This is a genomic window from Geobacillus sp. PK12 (assembly GCF_004123125.1).
Lineage (GTDB): Bacteria > Bacillota > Bacilli > Bacillales > Anoxybacillaceae > Geobacillus > Geobacillus zalihae.
Window position 1 is genome coordinate 60,111 of record NZ_SDKL01000040.1, and the last position, 15,979, is coordinate 76,089.

A 15,979-nucleotide genomic window follows, 5' to 3' on the forward strand; every position below is an offset into this window, starting at 1 on the left:
TGTATAATAAAAAAAGAGACACATCTTGGACTCATCCGCACCTACAAAGCGTTGAATGATGATTCAACGAAAGAAGGGTGATGATCGATGGGGTTTCAAGGCAATGGTGTCACGGTGTTGAATTTTGACGGCGTGTACCGGCCGCAAAAGCGGCTGTTTCAGTTCCCGCACGAATGGGTCGATCTCGCCGACGTGCCGGAGACGAATTTGTATTGCAGCGAAGCGGCGCTTGCTGAAATTGAGCGGCGGCTTGAGCGGCGGCGGAAGCGCGGGGCGGTGCTGATCGGCAGCGGCAACTACCATTATGTCACGTATTTATTGCTTAAAGAAATCAACGAACCGTTTACGCTTGTGCTTTTTGACCGCCATACGGATGCTGAAGGAGGGGATGATGTCATTTCGTGCGGCTCATGGGTCTCCTATGCACTTAAGCATCCGCGGCTGCAAAAAGTCGTGATCGTTGGCCCAACTGCTTCTTCGCATCAACTCCGTTTATCTCCGAAAATGACTGTTCTTCCATTTGATGATCATGATGAATGGCCAAAAGCGCTCATCGAGGCCATCCCGACCGGAAGCATCTATATCAGCATCGATAAAGACGCTCTTCGTCGCGAAGACGCGGTCACGAACTGGGATCAAGGAGTGATTCCGCTATCCCGGTTGCTCGCCTGCCTGCGGTTGCTTTTATTCCATAAAAAAGTGCTCGGCGTGGACATATGCGGCGAATACCCGCCCTCCGCTGTCGACATGTTCGACCCGCTTTGTCGCGAAGCGCGGGGAAAAAATGAGCAGGCGAACATGGCCATCTTGGAGACATATTTCCACTATGCGGCGCCGCATTTGCGGCCGACGTAATCGAGCGGCGAGAAGCGTGGGAAAGGCAGAACCGCTTTTGGTTTGGCGATCAGAAAAGCAAGGAAGACGCTGTCCCTTCGGATTTTGGCAAGCGAGCCGGCGCTTCTGCCGGCTCGATGGCCGAAAAAGCCGGGAAGGCCGCTGCTTGAGGGGATGAGCCTAGTTGTCAAAAGCCGCTCCCGTACATAATGCGAAATTGTTTTTCATCGGAGCGGACATCGCGCGGCTCGATGTGCATGCGGGCGACTTTGGCAAACATCGTTCCGGCTTCAATGGTGTCCAAAAAGAGTTGAAGGGCGCTTTCATCCCCCTGAACTTCCATTTCCACTGTTCCGTCATCATTGTTTTTCACCCAACCGGTCAGCTGCCGTTTTAGCGCTTCGTGTTGGACGAAGTATCGAAACCCGACGCCTTGCACGCGCCCTTCCACGATGACATGAACTCTTTTCACGCCGATGAGTCCTCCTTCATCACGGTTGTTCTGTTTCCATCATATAATAGATGAGGCGGAAAGTACATGAAAAGAGGAGCTTGATGGTTCAAGCTCCTTTTTTTACGGATGATAGCGATAATACTTGTTGTTGAATGAGCAGCACAAGCCGCGGGTGATCGCCTAGGTAAGAGCATAAATGCCACTCTTTGTCGGAAACAGAGAACCCCTGCAACTTCCGTTCGATCGTTTTCATTAAGACGCCGGTAAACAATAAGTACGGGACGACAAACACACGCCGATACGCCGATGCATGGGCCCGTTGGAGCCCTTCATCAAGCGTCGGGCGGATGGCAGCGAGAAAACAAACGTCCACGTGCGGCACGTTCGTTTTTTCTTTTAAAAGCGCAGCGATGGCGGACATGTCGCGCTTCGTGTCTGGATCACTGCTGCCGCGGCCGACAAGAAGGATCATCGATTCGCCGTCAAGCGGTGCGGACTGTTCGCTGATGCGGTCGATCACGATGTCGATCATCGCTTCATGGACGCCGAACGGAGCGCCGCAGAGGATATCAACGGACGGATGGCGCCGTCTCGCGATGTCCAATGCCGCTGGAATATCGTGTTTGGCATGCCCTGCAGAAAGAAGGAGAAGCGGAACGACGATGACGCGTGTCGCCCCTTGGGCGACACAACGGTCAACGCCGGTGACAATGTCCGGTTCCGCGAGCTCGACAAAGCATAGCTCTTGAATCGGAATATCGATGACCCTCCGGCACTGTTCGACGAAACGCGCCGCTTCATGGCGCGCGGCGGCAATGCGGCTGCCGTGGCTGACATATAAAACAGCTTCCATCGCCATCGCCTCACGATGTTGCCTCAGCGGCTGCCGATGACGCAAGCAACCGTTCGAACCATTGAATGTTGGCCCGCAGCCGGACGACGTCTCCGATCATGATCATGCTCGGATTTTGGATGTTTTCTTTGGCGGCGATTCCGGCGATCGTCGCGAGTGTGCCGGTGACGGTGCGCTGAGCCGTTGTCGTTCCCCATTCGATGACCGCCGCCGGCGTCTCCGGCGCTTTGCCGTATTTCATCAGCTGGCCGCAAATGTATGGCAAGTGATGAACCCCCATGTAAATGGCGATCGTATCGATGCCTTTGGCGAGGCTTTCCCATTTGATCTCGTCACGACTTCCGTCGCGCCGATGCCCGGTGACAAAGGCGACGCTTGAGCTGAACGCGCGATGGGTGACAGGGATGCCGGCGTAAGCCGCCGCCGCGATGGCGGAGGTGATGCCGGGAACGATCTCAAATTCGATCCCATGTTTGGCCAGCGCCTCGGCCTCTTCGCCGCCGCGCCCGAACACGAACGGATCGCCGCCCTTTAAGCGGACGACCGTTTTTCCTTTTTTGGCATGCCAGACGAGCGCATGGTTGATCGTTTCCTGCTGCATGGCATGGAAGCCGGGCAGCTTGCCGCAAAAGATGAGTTCGGCGTCCGGCTTGGCATATGAAAGCAACTCTTCATTGATGAGACGGTCGTACAAAATGACATCCGCCTGCTGGATGCATTTTAATCCTTTGACGGTAATGAGTTCCGGGTCGCCGGGGCCGGCGCCGACAAGATATACTTTGCCCATCGTTGTTTCAGCCCCTTCGTGCATGATTCAGCCAGCCGCCGGAAAACGGCATGGATGCTCGGCTGCTTTTATTGTAAATGGTCTGCCTTGGGATGAAAACGACCTTGTCAAATGACCTCCCGTTCTTTTTTGGCAGAGGACGGGGGAATCAGTCTGTTTTCGCATCCGGGATCATTCCTCGCTCGCGCAGGTAGGCGAGCACTTGCTCGACACATTCGTCAACCGAATAACGGTGTGTTTCGATCGTCAGCTCCGGTGCTTCCGGCGCTTCGTACGGCGAGTCGATGCCCGTAAATTCACGGATTTCCCCGCGGCGAGCTTTTTGATACAGCCCTTTCGGATCGCGCTTTTCGCATTCTTCAAGCGGGCAGTTGACGTAAATTTCGATAAACTCGTCTTCTTCGACTAAGCGGCGGACGAGCGCCCGGTCTTCGGCAAACGGCGAGATGAACGCCGTCAGCACAAACTGGCCGCTGTCGACAAACAGCTTTGCCACTTCGCCGATGCGGCGGATGTTTTCCGTCCGGTCGGCGGCGGAAAAGCCGAGATCTTTATTGAGCCCGTGCCGGATGTTGTCGCCGTCTAAGACATAATTCTGAATGCCGAGCTCAAACAGTCGTCTGGAGACGGCATTGGCCACCGTCGATTTGCCGGAGCCGGACAGCCCGGTGAACCAAAGGATGGCGCTATGATGGCCGTTGCGCTTGCGACGATCTTCTTTTGTGACCGATGTGTGATGCCAAACGATGTTCGTGCTCATCGCCATCCTCCTTTAGCGCGCTGACGGGGCGACCGTTTCGCGTTCTTGCAGCCCTTTGATCAAGACGGCGGCCACTTCCGGGCGGCTGAACGTGCTCGGCGGCACTTGGCCGTTGCGCAGCATTTCACGAACTTTCGTGCCGGAAAGGACGACATGGTATTTCGCGTCATGCGGACACGTTTTTGTCGATGCCATCCCTTCGCATTTCGTGCAGTAAAAGCTATGTTCGAAAAAGAGCGGCGTAATGCCAAGCTCTTCAGCCGTAAAGTTCAAGAAGATTTTTTGCGCATCATACGTACCGTAATAATTGCCGACACCAGCGTGGTCGCGGCCGACGATGAAGTGCGTGCAGCCGAAATTTTTGCGCACCATTGCGTGGAAAATGGCTTCACGCGGACCGGCATAGCGCATCGCAGCTTGGAAGACGCCGAGGAAAACGCGGTCTTTCGGGTAATAGTTTTCCAGCAGCACTTGATAGCTTTCCATCCGGATGTCAGCCGGAATATCGTCCGCTTTCGTTTCGCCGACGAGTGGGTTTAAAAACAGGCCATCAACGATCTCGAGCGCGCATTTTTGAATGTATTCATGGGCGCGGTGAACCGGATTGCGCGTTTGGAAGCCGACAACGGTGTTCCAGCCAAACTCAGCAAACTTTTTCCGCGTTTCCGCTGGATCAAAATAAAACGCGGCGAATTGGCCTTTGTCGGTCCGTTTGACAAGCGTAATCTCCCCGCCGACATACACATCCGGCTTTTCAAACAGTTTGCGCACGCCTGGGTGGGCAAGTTCATCCGTTTTATAAACGAGCTTCGCTTCTTTCGTTTTGTCCGGGCGGTAAATGTCAGCAATCTCAATGACGCCGTAGACGTCGCCACGATAAACGAGTTTCGCCTTATCGCCGACGGCGAGCTCTTTCGCTTTTTCTTCTGTTACCGCGAGCGTGATCGGAATGCTCCAGACGGTGCCGTCAGAAAGACGCATGGTTTCAACAACCGCGTCGTAATCCGTTTTCGTTAAAAAACCAGTGAGGGGGCTGTAGGCGCCCGTTCCGATCAGCTCCAAGTCGCTCAGTTCGGCTTTGGAGAGCTCGATCGTTTTGGTCGCCTCATCAAGCGGATAGTCCGGATTCCAACGATTGATCAATGTGCCGCCATGCGGGATGCTTACGCTCATGTTCATAACCTCCTAGATTGATAGATGTTGTGAAATGCCGCTGCCATGTTCATGAGGCAAGCGCTCTTTTTTTAGGCTAATGACGCCAAGCAGACGCTCAAGATGGCGATGACCGTATAGACGTCGCTGTCAAACAGCAGCTTGACGATTCGGAATGGCGTCCGATTCATCAGCGACGCCTATCGAGGCCGCCGCGCCGCTTGCCCCGATGTTCATGGCGAAGAAAAAGGATGCGATCAAAGCAATGGCAAGGAGCATGTCAATGTTCTCTCCTTAGGCGAGATGGAGACCGCATTCCGTCTTTCCTTGGCCAGCCCAGCGCCCGGAGCGCAAGTCGTTCGGATCTGTAGCCGGAGCGGTGCACGGGGCGCAACCGATGCTCGGGTAGCCGCGGTCGTGGAGCACGTTGTACGGAAGGCCGTGTTTATACACGTAATTCCAAACGTCTTTCCACGTCCAGTGAATGAGCGGACAAACTTTAATCGAACGGAACTTGTCGTCTTTGTTAATGTACTCGACATGCCGCCGCGTCGGCGATTGCTCGCGGCGCAAGCCGGAAATCCACGCCGTCACCCCGGTCAGCACCTCGCGCAGCGGAATGACTTTGCGCAGCTCACAGCATTTGTTCGGGTCGCGTTTCCATAACTCGTCGCCAAACTGCGCCTTCTGTTCTTCCAACGTCAAGCGCGGCTGCTTCATCACGATGCGAAGCGACGGATATTTTTCTTTCACTTTCGCGATCGTATCGTATGTCTCTGGAAAATGCAGACCGGTATCCAAAAAGACAATTTCGGCGTTCGGTTTGACCCGAGAGATGAGATCAATCAGCACAATCCCCTCGATGCCGAAGCTGCACGCGTATACGATCTCATCGCCGTATTCGCGATACGCCCAGGCCAGGACGTCAAGCGCCCCTTTTGTTTCATTATCGGACGGAAAAGACGGTTTTTCCGCCGTTTCCCACTGATCATACGTGAGCATCGGTTTCTCCTCCTCACAAAATCAAAGAAAATCCACGTAATTAGTCGGATATATAGCGGCCAAACGGCAATTCGGCGGCAAAAATCCTTCCTTGCATGAATCAGAAAGAGCGGGAGAAAGGGAGCCCCTTATTTTACTAAAGATCTTCTTTAGCTGGAATTGGCACTTTGCTATAGGCGGCAGGTTGTCGGAGTTCATTGAGCCCATTCCTCCCTCACTCTCGAGCAACGTATGCAACGCATGTCATTTAATTGATTAAAATTTTAGCACAATTGACGATAATGTCAATCATAGTTTTTCGATAGGAATTGTTTTTATACGAAACAGCTGCATTGCCTGCCTAACAGCAGATGGGAGCGTTATTTTTTGCGCAGGCTTCCGAGCTCTTCGACAATCGCCTGCATTTCGCTTGGGCTGAACGTCTCGCGTTTCATCACCATCTCGTAAATGTCTCTCAACTCATCGTACCATTCCTCGGAAAAATGGGACGGCTTGATGGCATCCAAGTTCAGCACTTTCAACTTTTGCTTCAACTGTTCGATCATGTAGGCGACGTTTTCCGCCGACCGTTTTGATAAATCCATTCGTTTACTCCTTTCATGGCAAGTTACTATGTATTGTACCATAGGTGCAGGAAGAATGGGGAGAGATTGCATGGCTTGCTTTTCTGATGAAAAACGGATGATGTGGTAAAATGTAGGTGCACATGCATAGTGCCAGTCTAAAAGGTTGGTGAAACACCGCGTTTTCTTCAAAATGGTTGTCGTGAACGCGCGCAAGAGTTGTTGGCCCATTCGCACACGCTCCCCCGCTGGAGTTGTTTTGTCGTGACATCCCCGTCCTTTTAGGGCCAAAAAGGGCTAGATGAAAAGAAATGAAGGAAAACTAACGGTGGAAAGCACCGTGGACATAGAGAGAGGGGTGGCTGTTTGGATGATTAAAGTGCTGTTTGTTTGTCTTGGAAACATTTGTCGTTCGCCGATGGCGGAAGCGGTCTTCCGTCATTTGGTGAAAGAGCGGGGGCTTGACGGTCTGATTGCCGTTGATTCGGCGGGAACAGGCAGCTGGCATGTCGGTGAGCCGCCGCATGTGGGGACAAGAAGGGTTTTGACGGAAAATAAGATCGACTACTCCGGCATCCGCGCCCGGCAAGTGAACCATCGTGACTTGGAAGAATTTGATTACATCATCGCCATGGACGCAGCCAACTTGAACGATTTGCGCCGATTGGCTGGCTCCCGTTCGAAAGCGGTGCTCGCCCGGTTGCTTGACTTTGTTCCCGACCGGGAAAAAGACGATGTGCCTGATCCGTATTATACCGGGAATTTTGCCGAAGTGTATCGCCTCGTCCGCTCAGGGTGCGAGCATTTGCTTGAGAGGATCATCCGCGACCATCGACTTGGTGTGGAGGAAACAAAATGACTTTGAGGGCGGCGCACCCGTCTAGGGAAAAACGGGGAAGGAGGGCAGCCGATGGTCGTAAATTTGGCGTTCATCCGTGAGTTGGCCCGCCGTTTTACGGAAGATGAAATCCCGCGCTTGTCGGCGGAATTGGCATATTACTTTCTTCTGTCGCTCTTTCCGTTTTTGCTGTTTTTAATGACGCTGTTGGCGTATTTGCCGATTCCGCATGAAGATGTGCTTGCGCTCGTGCGGCAATACGCCCCGAAAGAGGCGCTTCACCTCATTGAGACGAACGTTCATCGCCTCATCGATGAGCAAAACGGAGGATTGTTGTCGTTTAGCATCATCGCAGCGATTTGGTCAGCGTCTAATGGCATGAGTGCCATTATGAGGGCATTCAACCGCGCTTATGATGTGCAAGAAGACCGGCCGTTTTGGATCGTACGCGGGCTGTCGATTGTGTTGACGCTCGGCATGATCATGGTCATCATCGTTGCCCTCGTGCTTCCGGTCTTCGGGCGGATAATCGGGCTGTTTTTGTTCTCTGCTCTCGGGTTGTCGCAACAGTTTTTGAATGTTTGGAATGCATTTCGTTGGGTGACGAGTTCGCTGTTATTGTTTGCTGTCTTTACTGCCCTTTATTATTTCGCGCCGAACAAACAGCTTCGTTGCGTCAACGTCGTGCGCGGTGCGCTGTTTGCCACCGCCGGCTGGATTGCGGCGTCGCTGGCGTTCGCGTATTATGTCAACAACTTTGCCGATTACACGGCGATGTACGGCAGCCTTGGCGGGATGATCGTGTTGATGGTTTGGTTTTATTTGTCCGGCATGATTCTTGTCTTAGGCGGGGAACTCAACGCCATGTTTGACTGTGAGCGCGAAGGGAAAAGACGGCAGCGTTAGCGTGCATAAACGGTGCCGAGGCGGGATATCGTAACAATGCAAGGGATCTTGGCATAGGGGGGATCAAGATGACGAAACATACGAAAAAAGACGGGGGCACGAAGCAAAAAGGAAAAAACAGACCAAAGCATAAGACGAGTGGCAGCGCCAACGGCCAAAACGGCTATCATTGAAAGAAGCTGTCTCAAAAGGTGGTTCTTCGTTCAACATACCACAACATATTGTAATATTGTGCCCCGGCGGTCGTTTTATGTGTATAGATGGAAATCAAAAAAAGGTGCCCTTCCTTTTTTGAGGGCACCTTTCCTTTCATGCAAACACAGGCACATCGAGCCGCTGCCGCTTTATTCAACGATTTCTTCGTGATGGTGGTAATAGCGCTCATAAATGTATTCAATTTCTGCATCAGTCATATAGGCGAGTTCCTCGCGCGACAATCCCCGCACTTTTTCGATAAACTCGATCATATTTTTCCGTTCCGTTCTGCTCATGATCGCCACTCCTTTATACTGTTTTAAAACAGAAACTTGATATCTTGGTTTTATTATATAACAGAGGGAACAAAATGGTCAACGATTTTTTTGAAAAAATAAAAAATAAAAAACAAAAAAACGGTCAAGCCGCTGTTTCCTGTTCCCGGCGGCTGACGAGGCAAATGGCCGGAACGAGGAGGACAGCGCTGACCGCAAGGAAAAAGGCGCGACTAGAGAGATCCACCACGCTGCCGGCAAGCGGCGGGCCTGTCATGCTGCCGAGACTGTATAGCATCCCGCACAACAAATTGCCGGCGGGAAGCAGTTCTTTCGGCAACAGGTCGGTCATATAGGCGATGCCGAGAGAGAAGAGCGAACCGGTAAACATGCCAGCGGTGAACAAACAGGCAGCCAACCCAACCATGGACGCACCGACAGTGAGGGCAATCAAAAAACAACCGGCGCCGGCCAAGAGTGCACCGGTGATGATCTCGCGCCGCCCGAACCGGTCGCTGAGCGCTCCGAGCGGAAGCTGAAAGATGATGCCCCCAAGCGAGAAGCATGGCAAGATGAAGGCGATCTGCTCAGCGCTCATCCGCTCACGCAAGGCGTACAGCGGGAAGATGGAATGAACAGCCGCTTCTAAAAAACCGTACGCAAACGGCAACAAAAGCGCTGGCCATGCCTGTTTCCAAGCGCCAATAAACCGACCGGCCGCCGACGAAGAGCGTTCAAGCGGCTTTGGTTTTTCGTTCGGCAGCCAAAAGACGCCGATCCAACCGGCGAAACTAAGGAGAGCAGCTAAATAAAACGGAAGCGCCTTCTCGACCGAAGCGAGTGAAGCCAACAGCGGGCCGATGGTGAAGCCGAGGCCGAACGCCCACCCATACAGCGACAGCCGCCGTCCGCGCTCCGCCGGCGGCGAAAAGTCCGTAATCCACGTTTGCGTCGCAAAATGAAGCATATGATCGCCGATGCCGATGGCAAAGCGAAGAACGAGCCAAAAGAAAAGAGAAGGAAAAAGTGGAAAAAGAATAAGCGAACATATTACAATGAAACCACCAAGGAGAATGAGGAGCCGATAGCCATAGCGTCTCAGCGGCCGCTCCAAAAATGGCGAAATGGTCAAGACACCGATATACAGGGCGGCGGCGTGCGCCCCGTTAACGGACGAAGAGACGCCGTTTTCATCAAGAAGCATCGCCAGAAGCGGCAGCAACATCCCTTGCGACAGACCAGAGACGGCGACAATCCCGGTTAAGATGGCAAAACGCATCGTGCATCCCCATTTCAGTTGAAATCGCCGGCCGATCAAACAAGCGAGGCCGGATGTTTCCCAGGGCGAATGAATGCCCTTATCCATCGTACATAGAAACGGCGGTCAATGCAACGAAAACAATCAAGAGGAAAGGTGGAAGAGAAATGAACAAGGTGTTTGCTTGGATGACATGGATCGGCGTGCCGGTGTCGGTCATCGGCGGGTTTCTTCATTGGCCGACTGTCTTGATGTTTGTGTTGTACTGTTTGACGATCATTGCGCTCGCCAGCTACATGGGGCGAGCGACGGAAAGCTTGGCGATCGTCGCCGGACCGCGCATTGGCGGGCTGTTGAACGCGACGTTTGGCAACGCGGTCGAGCTGATCATTTCCATTTTTGCCTTGCAGGCTGGACTCGTTGACGTCGTGCTCGCTTCCTTAACCGGTTCGGTGCTCGGGAACTTGCTTTTGGTGGCTGGGCTATCATTTTTTGTCGGCGGACTAAAATATAAGCGGCAAGAATTCAACATTTATGATGCTCGTCATAATGCCGGGCTGCTGACTTTTGCCATCTTCATCGCTTTTGTCATTCCGGAAGTGTTTACCATGCATATGAATCACAGCGAACAAGTCGCGTTGAGCGTTGGCATTTCGATCATCATGATCTTGCTTTACGCCGCTGCCCTTTATTTCCGGCTTGTCACCCATCGCGGCGTATATCAGCATAAATCAGAAGAAGTGGAAGAACATGAAGAGCCCGAATGGGGCAAAGGGAAAGCGACCGCCATTTTGGCGCTGGCGACGGTTGCGGTCGCCTATTTATCGGAACGGCTCGTTCACACGTTTGAAACGGTCGCTGAGTCATTCGGCTGGAGCGAGCTGTTTATCGGGATCATCATCGTGGCCATCGTCGGCAATGCGGCGGAGCACGCTTCCGCGGTTATTATGGCGTACAAAAACAAAATGAATGTCGCGGTGGAAATTGCCGTCGGCTCGACATTGCAAATCGCCATGTTCGTTGCGCCGGTGCTTGTGCTCGTTTCGCTTTTGTTTCCGGAAAAGATGCCGCTTGTCTTTTCACTTCCTGAGCTGGTGGCGATGGCTGCTTCCGTCCTTTTGATGATCGTGCTGTCAAATGATGGTGATACGAACTGGTTTGAAGGCGCAACATTGCTCGCTGCCTATACGATCATGGGCATCGGTTTTTACTTGCTGTAAGTGACTGCATCCGGGCGTTCGCCGTCCGGGTGTTTTTTGCGGGTGCGGGAAGTGGGGCGTCAAACGGGGAAAATTTTCGCCGCCGCGGATAAACGGCGCATTTTGAAAGAAACTAACAGTGAATAACGTGGGAAGAAAGGAGTGAAGACGATGAAAAAGTGGGCTGTTTCGCTGTTTGGGAGCGTGCTTCTTCTTTATGCGGCGGCGTTTTCGGCGCTGGCGGCTGCCGGCAAACCGGCGCCCGGTGCGGTGATGGATATATCGAAGGAAAATACGTATCCGAACCCGACTCAAGATTTGCCGCATTTGGAACCGAGCTCGTTTACAAAACAGCTGTTAAGATCGGCGAATGTGAAAATTGAGAATCCCGAATTGATCCATCTCTTTAATGAATCTTCGGCGACCGACACGCCATGGGCCATTGGCTTCAGGGCGACGATTTATTTAGGCCAATGGCCGCTCAATTACCAGTCGATCGAAACGTCGACGAACTGGGAATATCAAAAGGTCAACACGAATTTCCTTGATAACCGCGGCGGCGATACGGCGCAAAAGTTGTACTATAAACAAGAAATGCAAAAATACGTCCGCGGCGGGTTGACGGTGAAAGTGCCGAATGAAGACGCGGTTAAGCGGATGATGTTAAACAAAGCGATGGAAAAGACGAACTTGCCGCTCTCTTTCAGCACGGTTGTCGGCCTTGGCACGAAAAAAGACCAACCGTACAACGTACCGGCGAAAAAAATAGGTTATTTGTACGCGTACGCTCCGGCGGTGAATGAAAAAGGGAAAGTAACATACGGGGAAGTGTACGTCGTGCTCAAAGGAAACAAAAAGAAAATTGTCGTCAAAAACGTGACGACAAGAGGGGTTGGGGCGTGGATTCCGGTGCAGGATCGCCTGTACATGTCATATGTGGTGAGTGAACAGCCAAGATAAAACGTCAAGGAAAAGCTCCTTGACGTTTTTTATCGGCCAATGCGCGCGGACCGCTTCGTAAAATCGACGCCGCGGTAATACGTCTGCTTCACAAGAACGTTCGGTCCGAGGCAGCGTGCCGACGGGCAGTGGCAAAGAAGCTCCCTAGCAAGCTTTGAGCGCCGCCATTTGTCATACACGTCTGGCAGCGAATCGTGAATGATGTTGCCAAGCGGCGGTTCATCACCGAAATCGGTGACGATGACATCGCCGGTGAAAATATTGACATTGAGCCGTGAACGTCCGTCTGGATCGTTGCGCACGGTGACGTTTTTGCTTTCATACAGCCGCTTCAATAGGCGCACATCTTCTTCGTTGTCGCTGCACGGGTAAAACGGCAGCGTGCCAAACAGCATCCAGACGTTTTCGTCGCGAATGTCAAGCAAATGGTGAATCGCTTCGCGCAATTCGTCCAAGCTCAACGTCTCTAAAGCGCTGGCAAAATCGCTCGGATACATCGGATGGATTTCATGGCGCCGACAGCCCATTTCCTCGACAACTTGGCGGTGGATCGCTTCCAAGTGGCAGACGGTCCGTTTGTTTAACATCGTTTCCGCGGATACCATCACGCCGGCATTTGCCAGCGCTTTTGCATTGTCAAGCATGCGCTGGAAGTATTTCTCGCGTTGGGCGCGCGTCGGCTTCCGCTCCATCATGGCAAAACCACCTTCGACAAAGTCGTCGACCGTCCCCCAGTTGTGCGAGATATGGAGCACATCCAAATACGGAATGACTGGTTCATAGCGAGACAAATCCAACGTCAAGTTCGAATTAAGCTGCGTCCGCACCCCGCGCTCGTGCGCGTAGCGGAGAAGGGGAACGACGTATTGTTCGACGGATTTTAATGACAGCATCGGCTCGCCGCCGGTGATGCTTAATGACCGCAAATGCGGAATTTCCTCGAGCCGGCGGAGCAACATATCAAGCGGCAGCGCCTCGGGATCTTTCATTGTCAACGTATAGCCAACAGCACAATGCTCACAGCGCATATTGCAAAGCGTCGTTGTGGTAAACTCAATATTCGTCAGTTGTAGTTGTCCATATTCTTCAATATCGACGTACGCTTCCCAAGGGTCATACGCCGGCGTAATGGCCGGTATGGTCGATGAACGCATCACTTTCTCCTCTCTCCATGACAAAGTCCTATCGTTCATTATTAGCCGCCTTAGCAACGCTTGTCAATCGTTTTGGATGTTTTGCCTCTACCCCATTCGTATGATGAGAAAGGAGCCATCATGAGATGGAAAAGAAAGATTTTTTACACAACAGCGAGAAACGGAGTATAATAGAAAAAGATAAGGACAACTGCCTATGCACGATGAACAGGGGAAGGGGCGTTTAGACAAATGGAAAAATTCCAGCAAAGCATGTATGACTTGATTGTGGAAACATCTACGAAGCTGCCAAAGGATGTCCGTCGAGCGATCGCTCGGGCGAAAGCGCGCGAAAACGCCGGCACGCGGGCGGCCATGGCGCTCAATACGATCGTCGAGAATATTCAGATGGCGGATGAAAACGTGTCTCCCATTTGCCAAGACACCGGCTTGCCGACGTTTAAAATCAAAGTGCCGGTCGGCGTCAATCAAATCGAAATGAAAAAAGCGATTCGGGCCGCCATTGTCGAAGCGACGAAAAACGGCAAACTGCGCCCGAACTCGGTCGATTCGCTCACCGGCAAAAACAGCGGCGACAATTTAGGGGAAGGCGTGCCGGTCATTAAATTCGAACAATGGGAAAACGATTACATTGACGTTCGCCTCATTTTAAAAGGCGGCGGCTGTGAAAACAAAAACATCCAATACAGCCTTCCGTGTGAACTCGAGGGGCTCGGCCGCGCTGGCCGCGATTTGGACGGCATCCGCAAATGCATTTTGCATGCGGTGTACCAAGCGCAAGGGCAAGGATGCAGCGCCGGCTTTATCGGCGTCGGCATCGGCGGCGACCGCTCATCCGGCTATGAGTTGGCGAAAGAGCAGCTGTTCCGTCCGGTTGATGACGTCAACCCGATCGAAGAATTGCGCCAACTCGAAGAATACATGATGGAAAACGCCAACAAACTTGGCATCGGTACGATGGGCTTTGGCGGCGAATCGACGCTGCTTGGCTGTAAAATCGGCGTCATGCACCGCATCCCGGCGAGCTTCTTCGTTTCGGTCGCCTACAACTGCTGGGCGTTCCGGCGCATGGGCGTGAAAATCGATCCGGCGACCGGTGAGATCATCGAATGGCTGTACCAAGACGGCGAAGACGTCGATTTTGCAAAAGAGTTGGAAAAAGCGGAAGCGGCCGCGGCGCTTGAACAAGGAGAGGCGCGCGTCATCGATCTCGTTCCGCCGCTGTCGGAAGAACAAGTGCGGAAGCTTCGCGTCGGCGACGTCGTCCGCATCAGCGGCGTCATTTACACCGGCCGCGACGCCATTCATAAATATTTGATGGATCACGATGCCCCCGTCGATTTGAACGGGCAAATCATTTACCATTGCGGCCCGGTCATGCTAAAAGACGAAGACGGCCGCTGGCACGCCAAAGCTGCCGGCCCGACGACAAGCATCCGTGAAGAGCCGTACCAAGGCGACATCATGAAAAAATTCGGCGTCCGTGCTGTCATCGGCAAAGGCGGCATGGGCGCGAAGACGCTGCAAGCGTTAAAAGAACACGGCGGCGTGTATTTGAACGCCATCGGCGGCGCGGCGCAATATTACGCCGATTGCATCAAATCCGTGGAAGGCGTTGATTTGCTGGAGTTTGGCATCCCCGAAGCGATGTGGCATTTGCGCGTCGAAAACTTCACTGCTGTTGTCACGATGGATTCGCACGGCAACAGCTTGCATGAAGATGTGGAAAAATCGTCGCTTGAAAAGCTGGCCCAGTTCAAAGAGCCGGTGTTCAAGTAAGAGGGAGAGCTGAATTTCAAGCACATGGCTATTGGTATTCACAAGCTGATCCCGTTTTCTTCTCTGTCCCCAAAGCGCTCGCTTTTGGGGCTTTTTTTTGCAAAAAATGGCGCGCGTAAAGCGGTCAGGGGTGAAAACAATAAGAAAGAGGAAAAGATGGCGGCCAAGGAGGAACTAGGCATGAGATGGCTCATTTCTCTCGTTTTAGCGCTCGCGCTTTTTCCCGCCCCTGCTTTTGCCATAAGCAATGCGCCGATCCATTGGGGATTGAAGCGAAGCGAAAACCACGAGCCCCCATCGGCGGGAAAAGAGCTCGATGAGCTGCTCGCCAAATATGACGCCTTTTATTTAGGCGACACGAGCGAAAAAACGATCTATTTAACATTTGACAACGGGTATGAAAACGGCTATACGGCGCAAATTTTGGACGTGTTAAAGGAAAAACATGTGCCGGCCGCCTTTTTTGTCACCGGCCATTATTTGCAAACAGCGCCCGATTTAGTCAAACGGATGGCGGCGGAAGGGCATATCATCGGCAACCATTCGTGGCATCATCCCGATTTAACAACTGAAAGCGATGAGCAGGTGCGCGAAGAGCTGGAAAAAGTCAAGGAAAAGACAGAAGAGTTGACCGGGCAAAAAGGGATGATGTACCTTCGCCCGCCGCGCGGCATTTTCAGCGAGCGGACGTTATCTCTCGCCCGCGACCTTGGCTATTATCACGTCTTTTGGTCGCTGGCGTTCGTCGACTGGCAAACCGACCGCCAGCGCGGCTGGCAATATGCTTACGACCAAATCATGAAACAAATCCATCCGGGGGCGATTTTGCTGTTGCATTCCGTGTCCAAAGACAACGCCGAAGCATTGCCGAACGTGATCGACGACTTGCGCAAACAAGGGTACACGTTCGCCAGCCTTGATGACCTTATGGCCAAAAAGACCGGCCTTCATCCGTGGCTGTTTCGCCCATAAGCCGCTTTCATCACTTGAGCACAAAAGCGGTACGAAAC

At 52.7% G+C, this 15,979-nt stretch carries 17 protein-coding genes and 1 riboswitch; of the genes, 7 read left to right on the forward strand and 10 right to left on the reverse strand.

Features of this window, described 5'->3' with window-relative positions; all coding sequences use genetic code 11:
• Positions 1–87 precede the first annotated feature (87 nt).
• A complete protein-coding gene (locus ETR37_RS13375; protein ID WP_020754345.1) occupies positions 88–855 on the forward strand; it encodes an arginase family protein in 768 nt (255 codons plus the stop codon).
• A gap of 166 nt (positions 856–1,021) precedes the next feature.
• On the opposite strand, the gene ETR37_RS13380 is transcribed toward ETR37_RS13375, so the two are convergent.
• The 7 genes from ETR37_RS13380 to ETR37_RS13415 form a co-directional block, all read right to left on the reverse strand.
• A complete protein-coding gene (locus ETR37_RS13380; protein ID WP_013146356.1) occupies positions 1,022–1,306 on the reverse strand; it encodes an acylphosphatase in 285 nt (94 codons plus the stop codon).
• An 88-nt stretch (positions 1,307–1,394) separates the two neighbouring features.
• Positions 1,395–2,141 (reverse strand): sirohydrochlorin chelatase, encoded by a 747-nt coding sequence (locus tag ETR37_RS13385; RefSeq protein ID WP_033005041.1) that lies wholly within the window; start codon positions 2,139–2,141, stop codon positions 1,395–1,397.
• Positions 2,142–2,151: 10 nt separating this feature from the next.
• Positions 2,152–2,928 carry a uroporphyrinogen-III C-methyltransferase gene (cobA, locus tag ETR37_RS13390; RefSeq protein WP_015373929.1) on the reverse strand — a complete coding sequence of 259 codons (777 nt, stop codon included), beginning with the start codon at positions 2,926–2,928 and terminating at the stop codon, positions 2,152–2,154.
• 148 nt (positions 2,929–3,076) lie between these two features.
• Positions 3,077–3,688 (reverse strand): adenylyl-sulfate kinase, encoded by a 612-nt coding sequence (gene cysC / locus ETR37_RS13395; protein WP_015373930.1) that lies wholly within the window; start codon positions 3,686–3,688, stop codon positions 3,077–3,079.
• A 12-nt stretch (positions 3,689–3,700) separates the two neighbouring features.
• Positions 3,701–4,861 carry a sulfate adenylyltransferase gene (sat, locus tag ETR37_RS13400; RefSeq protein WP_015373931.1) on the reverse strand — a complete coding sequence of 387 codons (1,161 nt, stop codon included), beginning with the start codon at positions 4,859–4,861 and terminating at the stop codon, positions 3,701–3,703.
• A 273-nt stretch (positions 4,862–5,134) separates the two neighbouring features.
• Positions 5,135–5,842 carry a phosphoadenylyl-sulfate reductase gene (locus tag ETR37_RS13410; protein WP_015373933.1) on the reverse strand — a complete coding sequence of 236 codons (708 nt, stop codon included), beginning with the start codon at positions 5,840–5,842 and terminating at the stop codon, positions 5,135–5,137.
• A gap of 125 nt (positions 5,843–5,967) precedes the next feature.
• A riboswitch (SAM riboswitch) is annotated at positions 5,968–6,072 on the reverse strand.
• A gap of 129 nt (positions 6,073–6,201) precedes the next feature.
• On the reverse strand, positions 6,202–6,426 hold the full coding sequence (locus ETR37_RS13415; protein ID WP_011229922.1) for a DUF1128 domain-containing protein: 225 nt from the start codon (positions 6,424–6,426) through the stop codon (positions 6,202–6,204).
• Positions 6,427–6,775: 349 nt separating this feature from the next.
• On the opposite strand from ETR37_RS13415, the gene ETR37_RS13420 reads away from it, so the two are divergent.
• A complete protein-coding gene (locus tag ETR37_RS13420; protein WP_013146347.1) occupies positions 6,776–7,264 on the forward strand; it encodes a low molecular weight protein-tyrosine-phosphatase in 489 nt (162 codons plus the stop codon).
• Positions 7,265–7,315: 51 nt separating this feature from the next.
• On the forward strand, positions 7,316–8,149 hold the full coding sequence (locus tag ETR37_RS13425; protein WP_015373935.1) for a YihY/virulence factor BrkB family protein: 834 nt from the start codon (positions 7,316–7,318) through the stop codon (positions 8,147–8,149).
• A gap of 344 nt (positions 8,150–8,493) precedes the next feature.
• Here the strand turns inward: ETR37_RS13425 and ETR37_RS13430 are convergent, their stop codons facing one another.
• Positions 8,494–8,640: a BH0509 family protein gene (locus ETR37_RS13430; protein ID WP_011229925.1), complete on the reverse strand. Its 147-nt coding sequence runs from the start codon at positions 8,638–8,640 to the stop codon at positions 8,494–8,496.
• A gap of 124 nt (positions 8,641–8,764) precedes the next feature.
• Positions 8,765–9,898: an MFS transporter gene (locus ETR37_RS13435; RefSeq protein WP_015373936.1), complete on the reverse strand. Its 1,134-nt coding sequence runs from the start codon at positions 9,896–9,898 to the stop codon at positions 8,765–8,767.
• Positions 9,899–10,044: 146 nt separating this feature from the next.
• Between ETR37_RS13435 and cax the strand changes: the two genes are divergently transcribed.
• Both cax and ETR37_RS13445 read left to right on the forward strand, forming a co-directional pair.
• On the forward strand, positions 10,045–11,097 hold the full coding sequence (gene cax, locus ETR37_RS13440) for a calcium/proton exchanger (RefSeq protein WP_011229927.1): 1,053 nt from the start codon (positions 10,045–10,047) through the stop codon (positions 11,095–11,097).
• Between the two features lie 150 nt (positions 11,098–11,247).
• Positions 11,248–12,036 carry a YfkD famly protein gene (locus ETR37_RS13445; RefSeq protein WP_015373938.1) on the forward strand — a complete coding sequence of 263 codons (789 nt, stop codon included), beginning with the start codon at positions 11,248–11,250 and terminating at the stop codon, positions 12,034–12,036.
• Between the two features lie 29 nt (positions 12,037–12,065).
• On the opposite strand, the gene yfkAB is transcribed toward ETR37_RS13445, so the two are convergent.
• Positions 12,066–13,190: a radical SAM/CxCxxxxC motif protein YfkAB gene (yfkAB, locus tag ETR37_RS13450; RefSeq protein WP_129447392.1), complete on the reverse strand. Its 1,125-nt coding sequence runs from the start codon at positions 13,188–13,190 to the stop codon at positions 12,066–12,068.
• Positions 13,191–13,421: 231 nt separating this feature from the next.
• Here yfkAB and ETR37_RS13455 point away from each other — a divergent pair, with 231 nt between their 5' ends.
• Both ETR37_RS13455 and pdaA read left to right on the forward strand, forming a co-directional pair.
• The gene (locus ETR37_RS13455; RefSeq protein ID WP_129447381.1) at positions 13,422–14,969 is read left to right on the forward strand and encodes a fumarate hydratase; all 1,548 of its coding nucleotides are present in this window, start codon (positions 13,422–13,424) and stop codon (positions 14,967–14,969) included.
• A 180-nt stretch (positions 14,970–15,149) separates the two neighbouring features.
• The gene (gene pdaA, locus ETR37_RS13460) at positions 15,150–15,941 is read left to right on the forward strand and encodes a delta-lactam-biosynthetic de-N-acetylase (RefSeq protein WP_015373941.1); all 792 of its coding nucleotides are present in this window, start codon (positions 15,150–15,152) and stop codon (positions 15,939–15,941) included.
• Positions 15,942–15,979 lie beyond the last annotated feature (38 nt).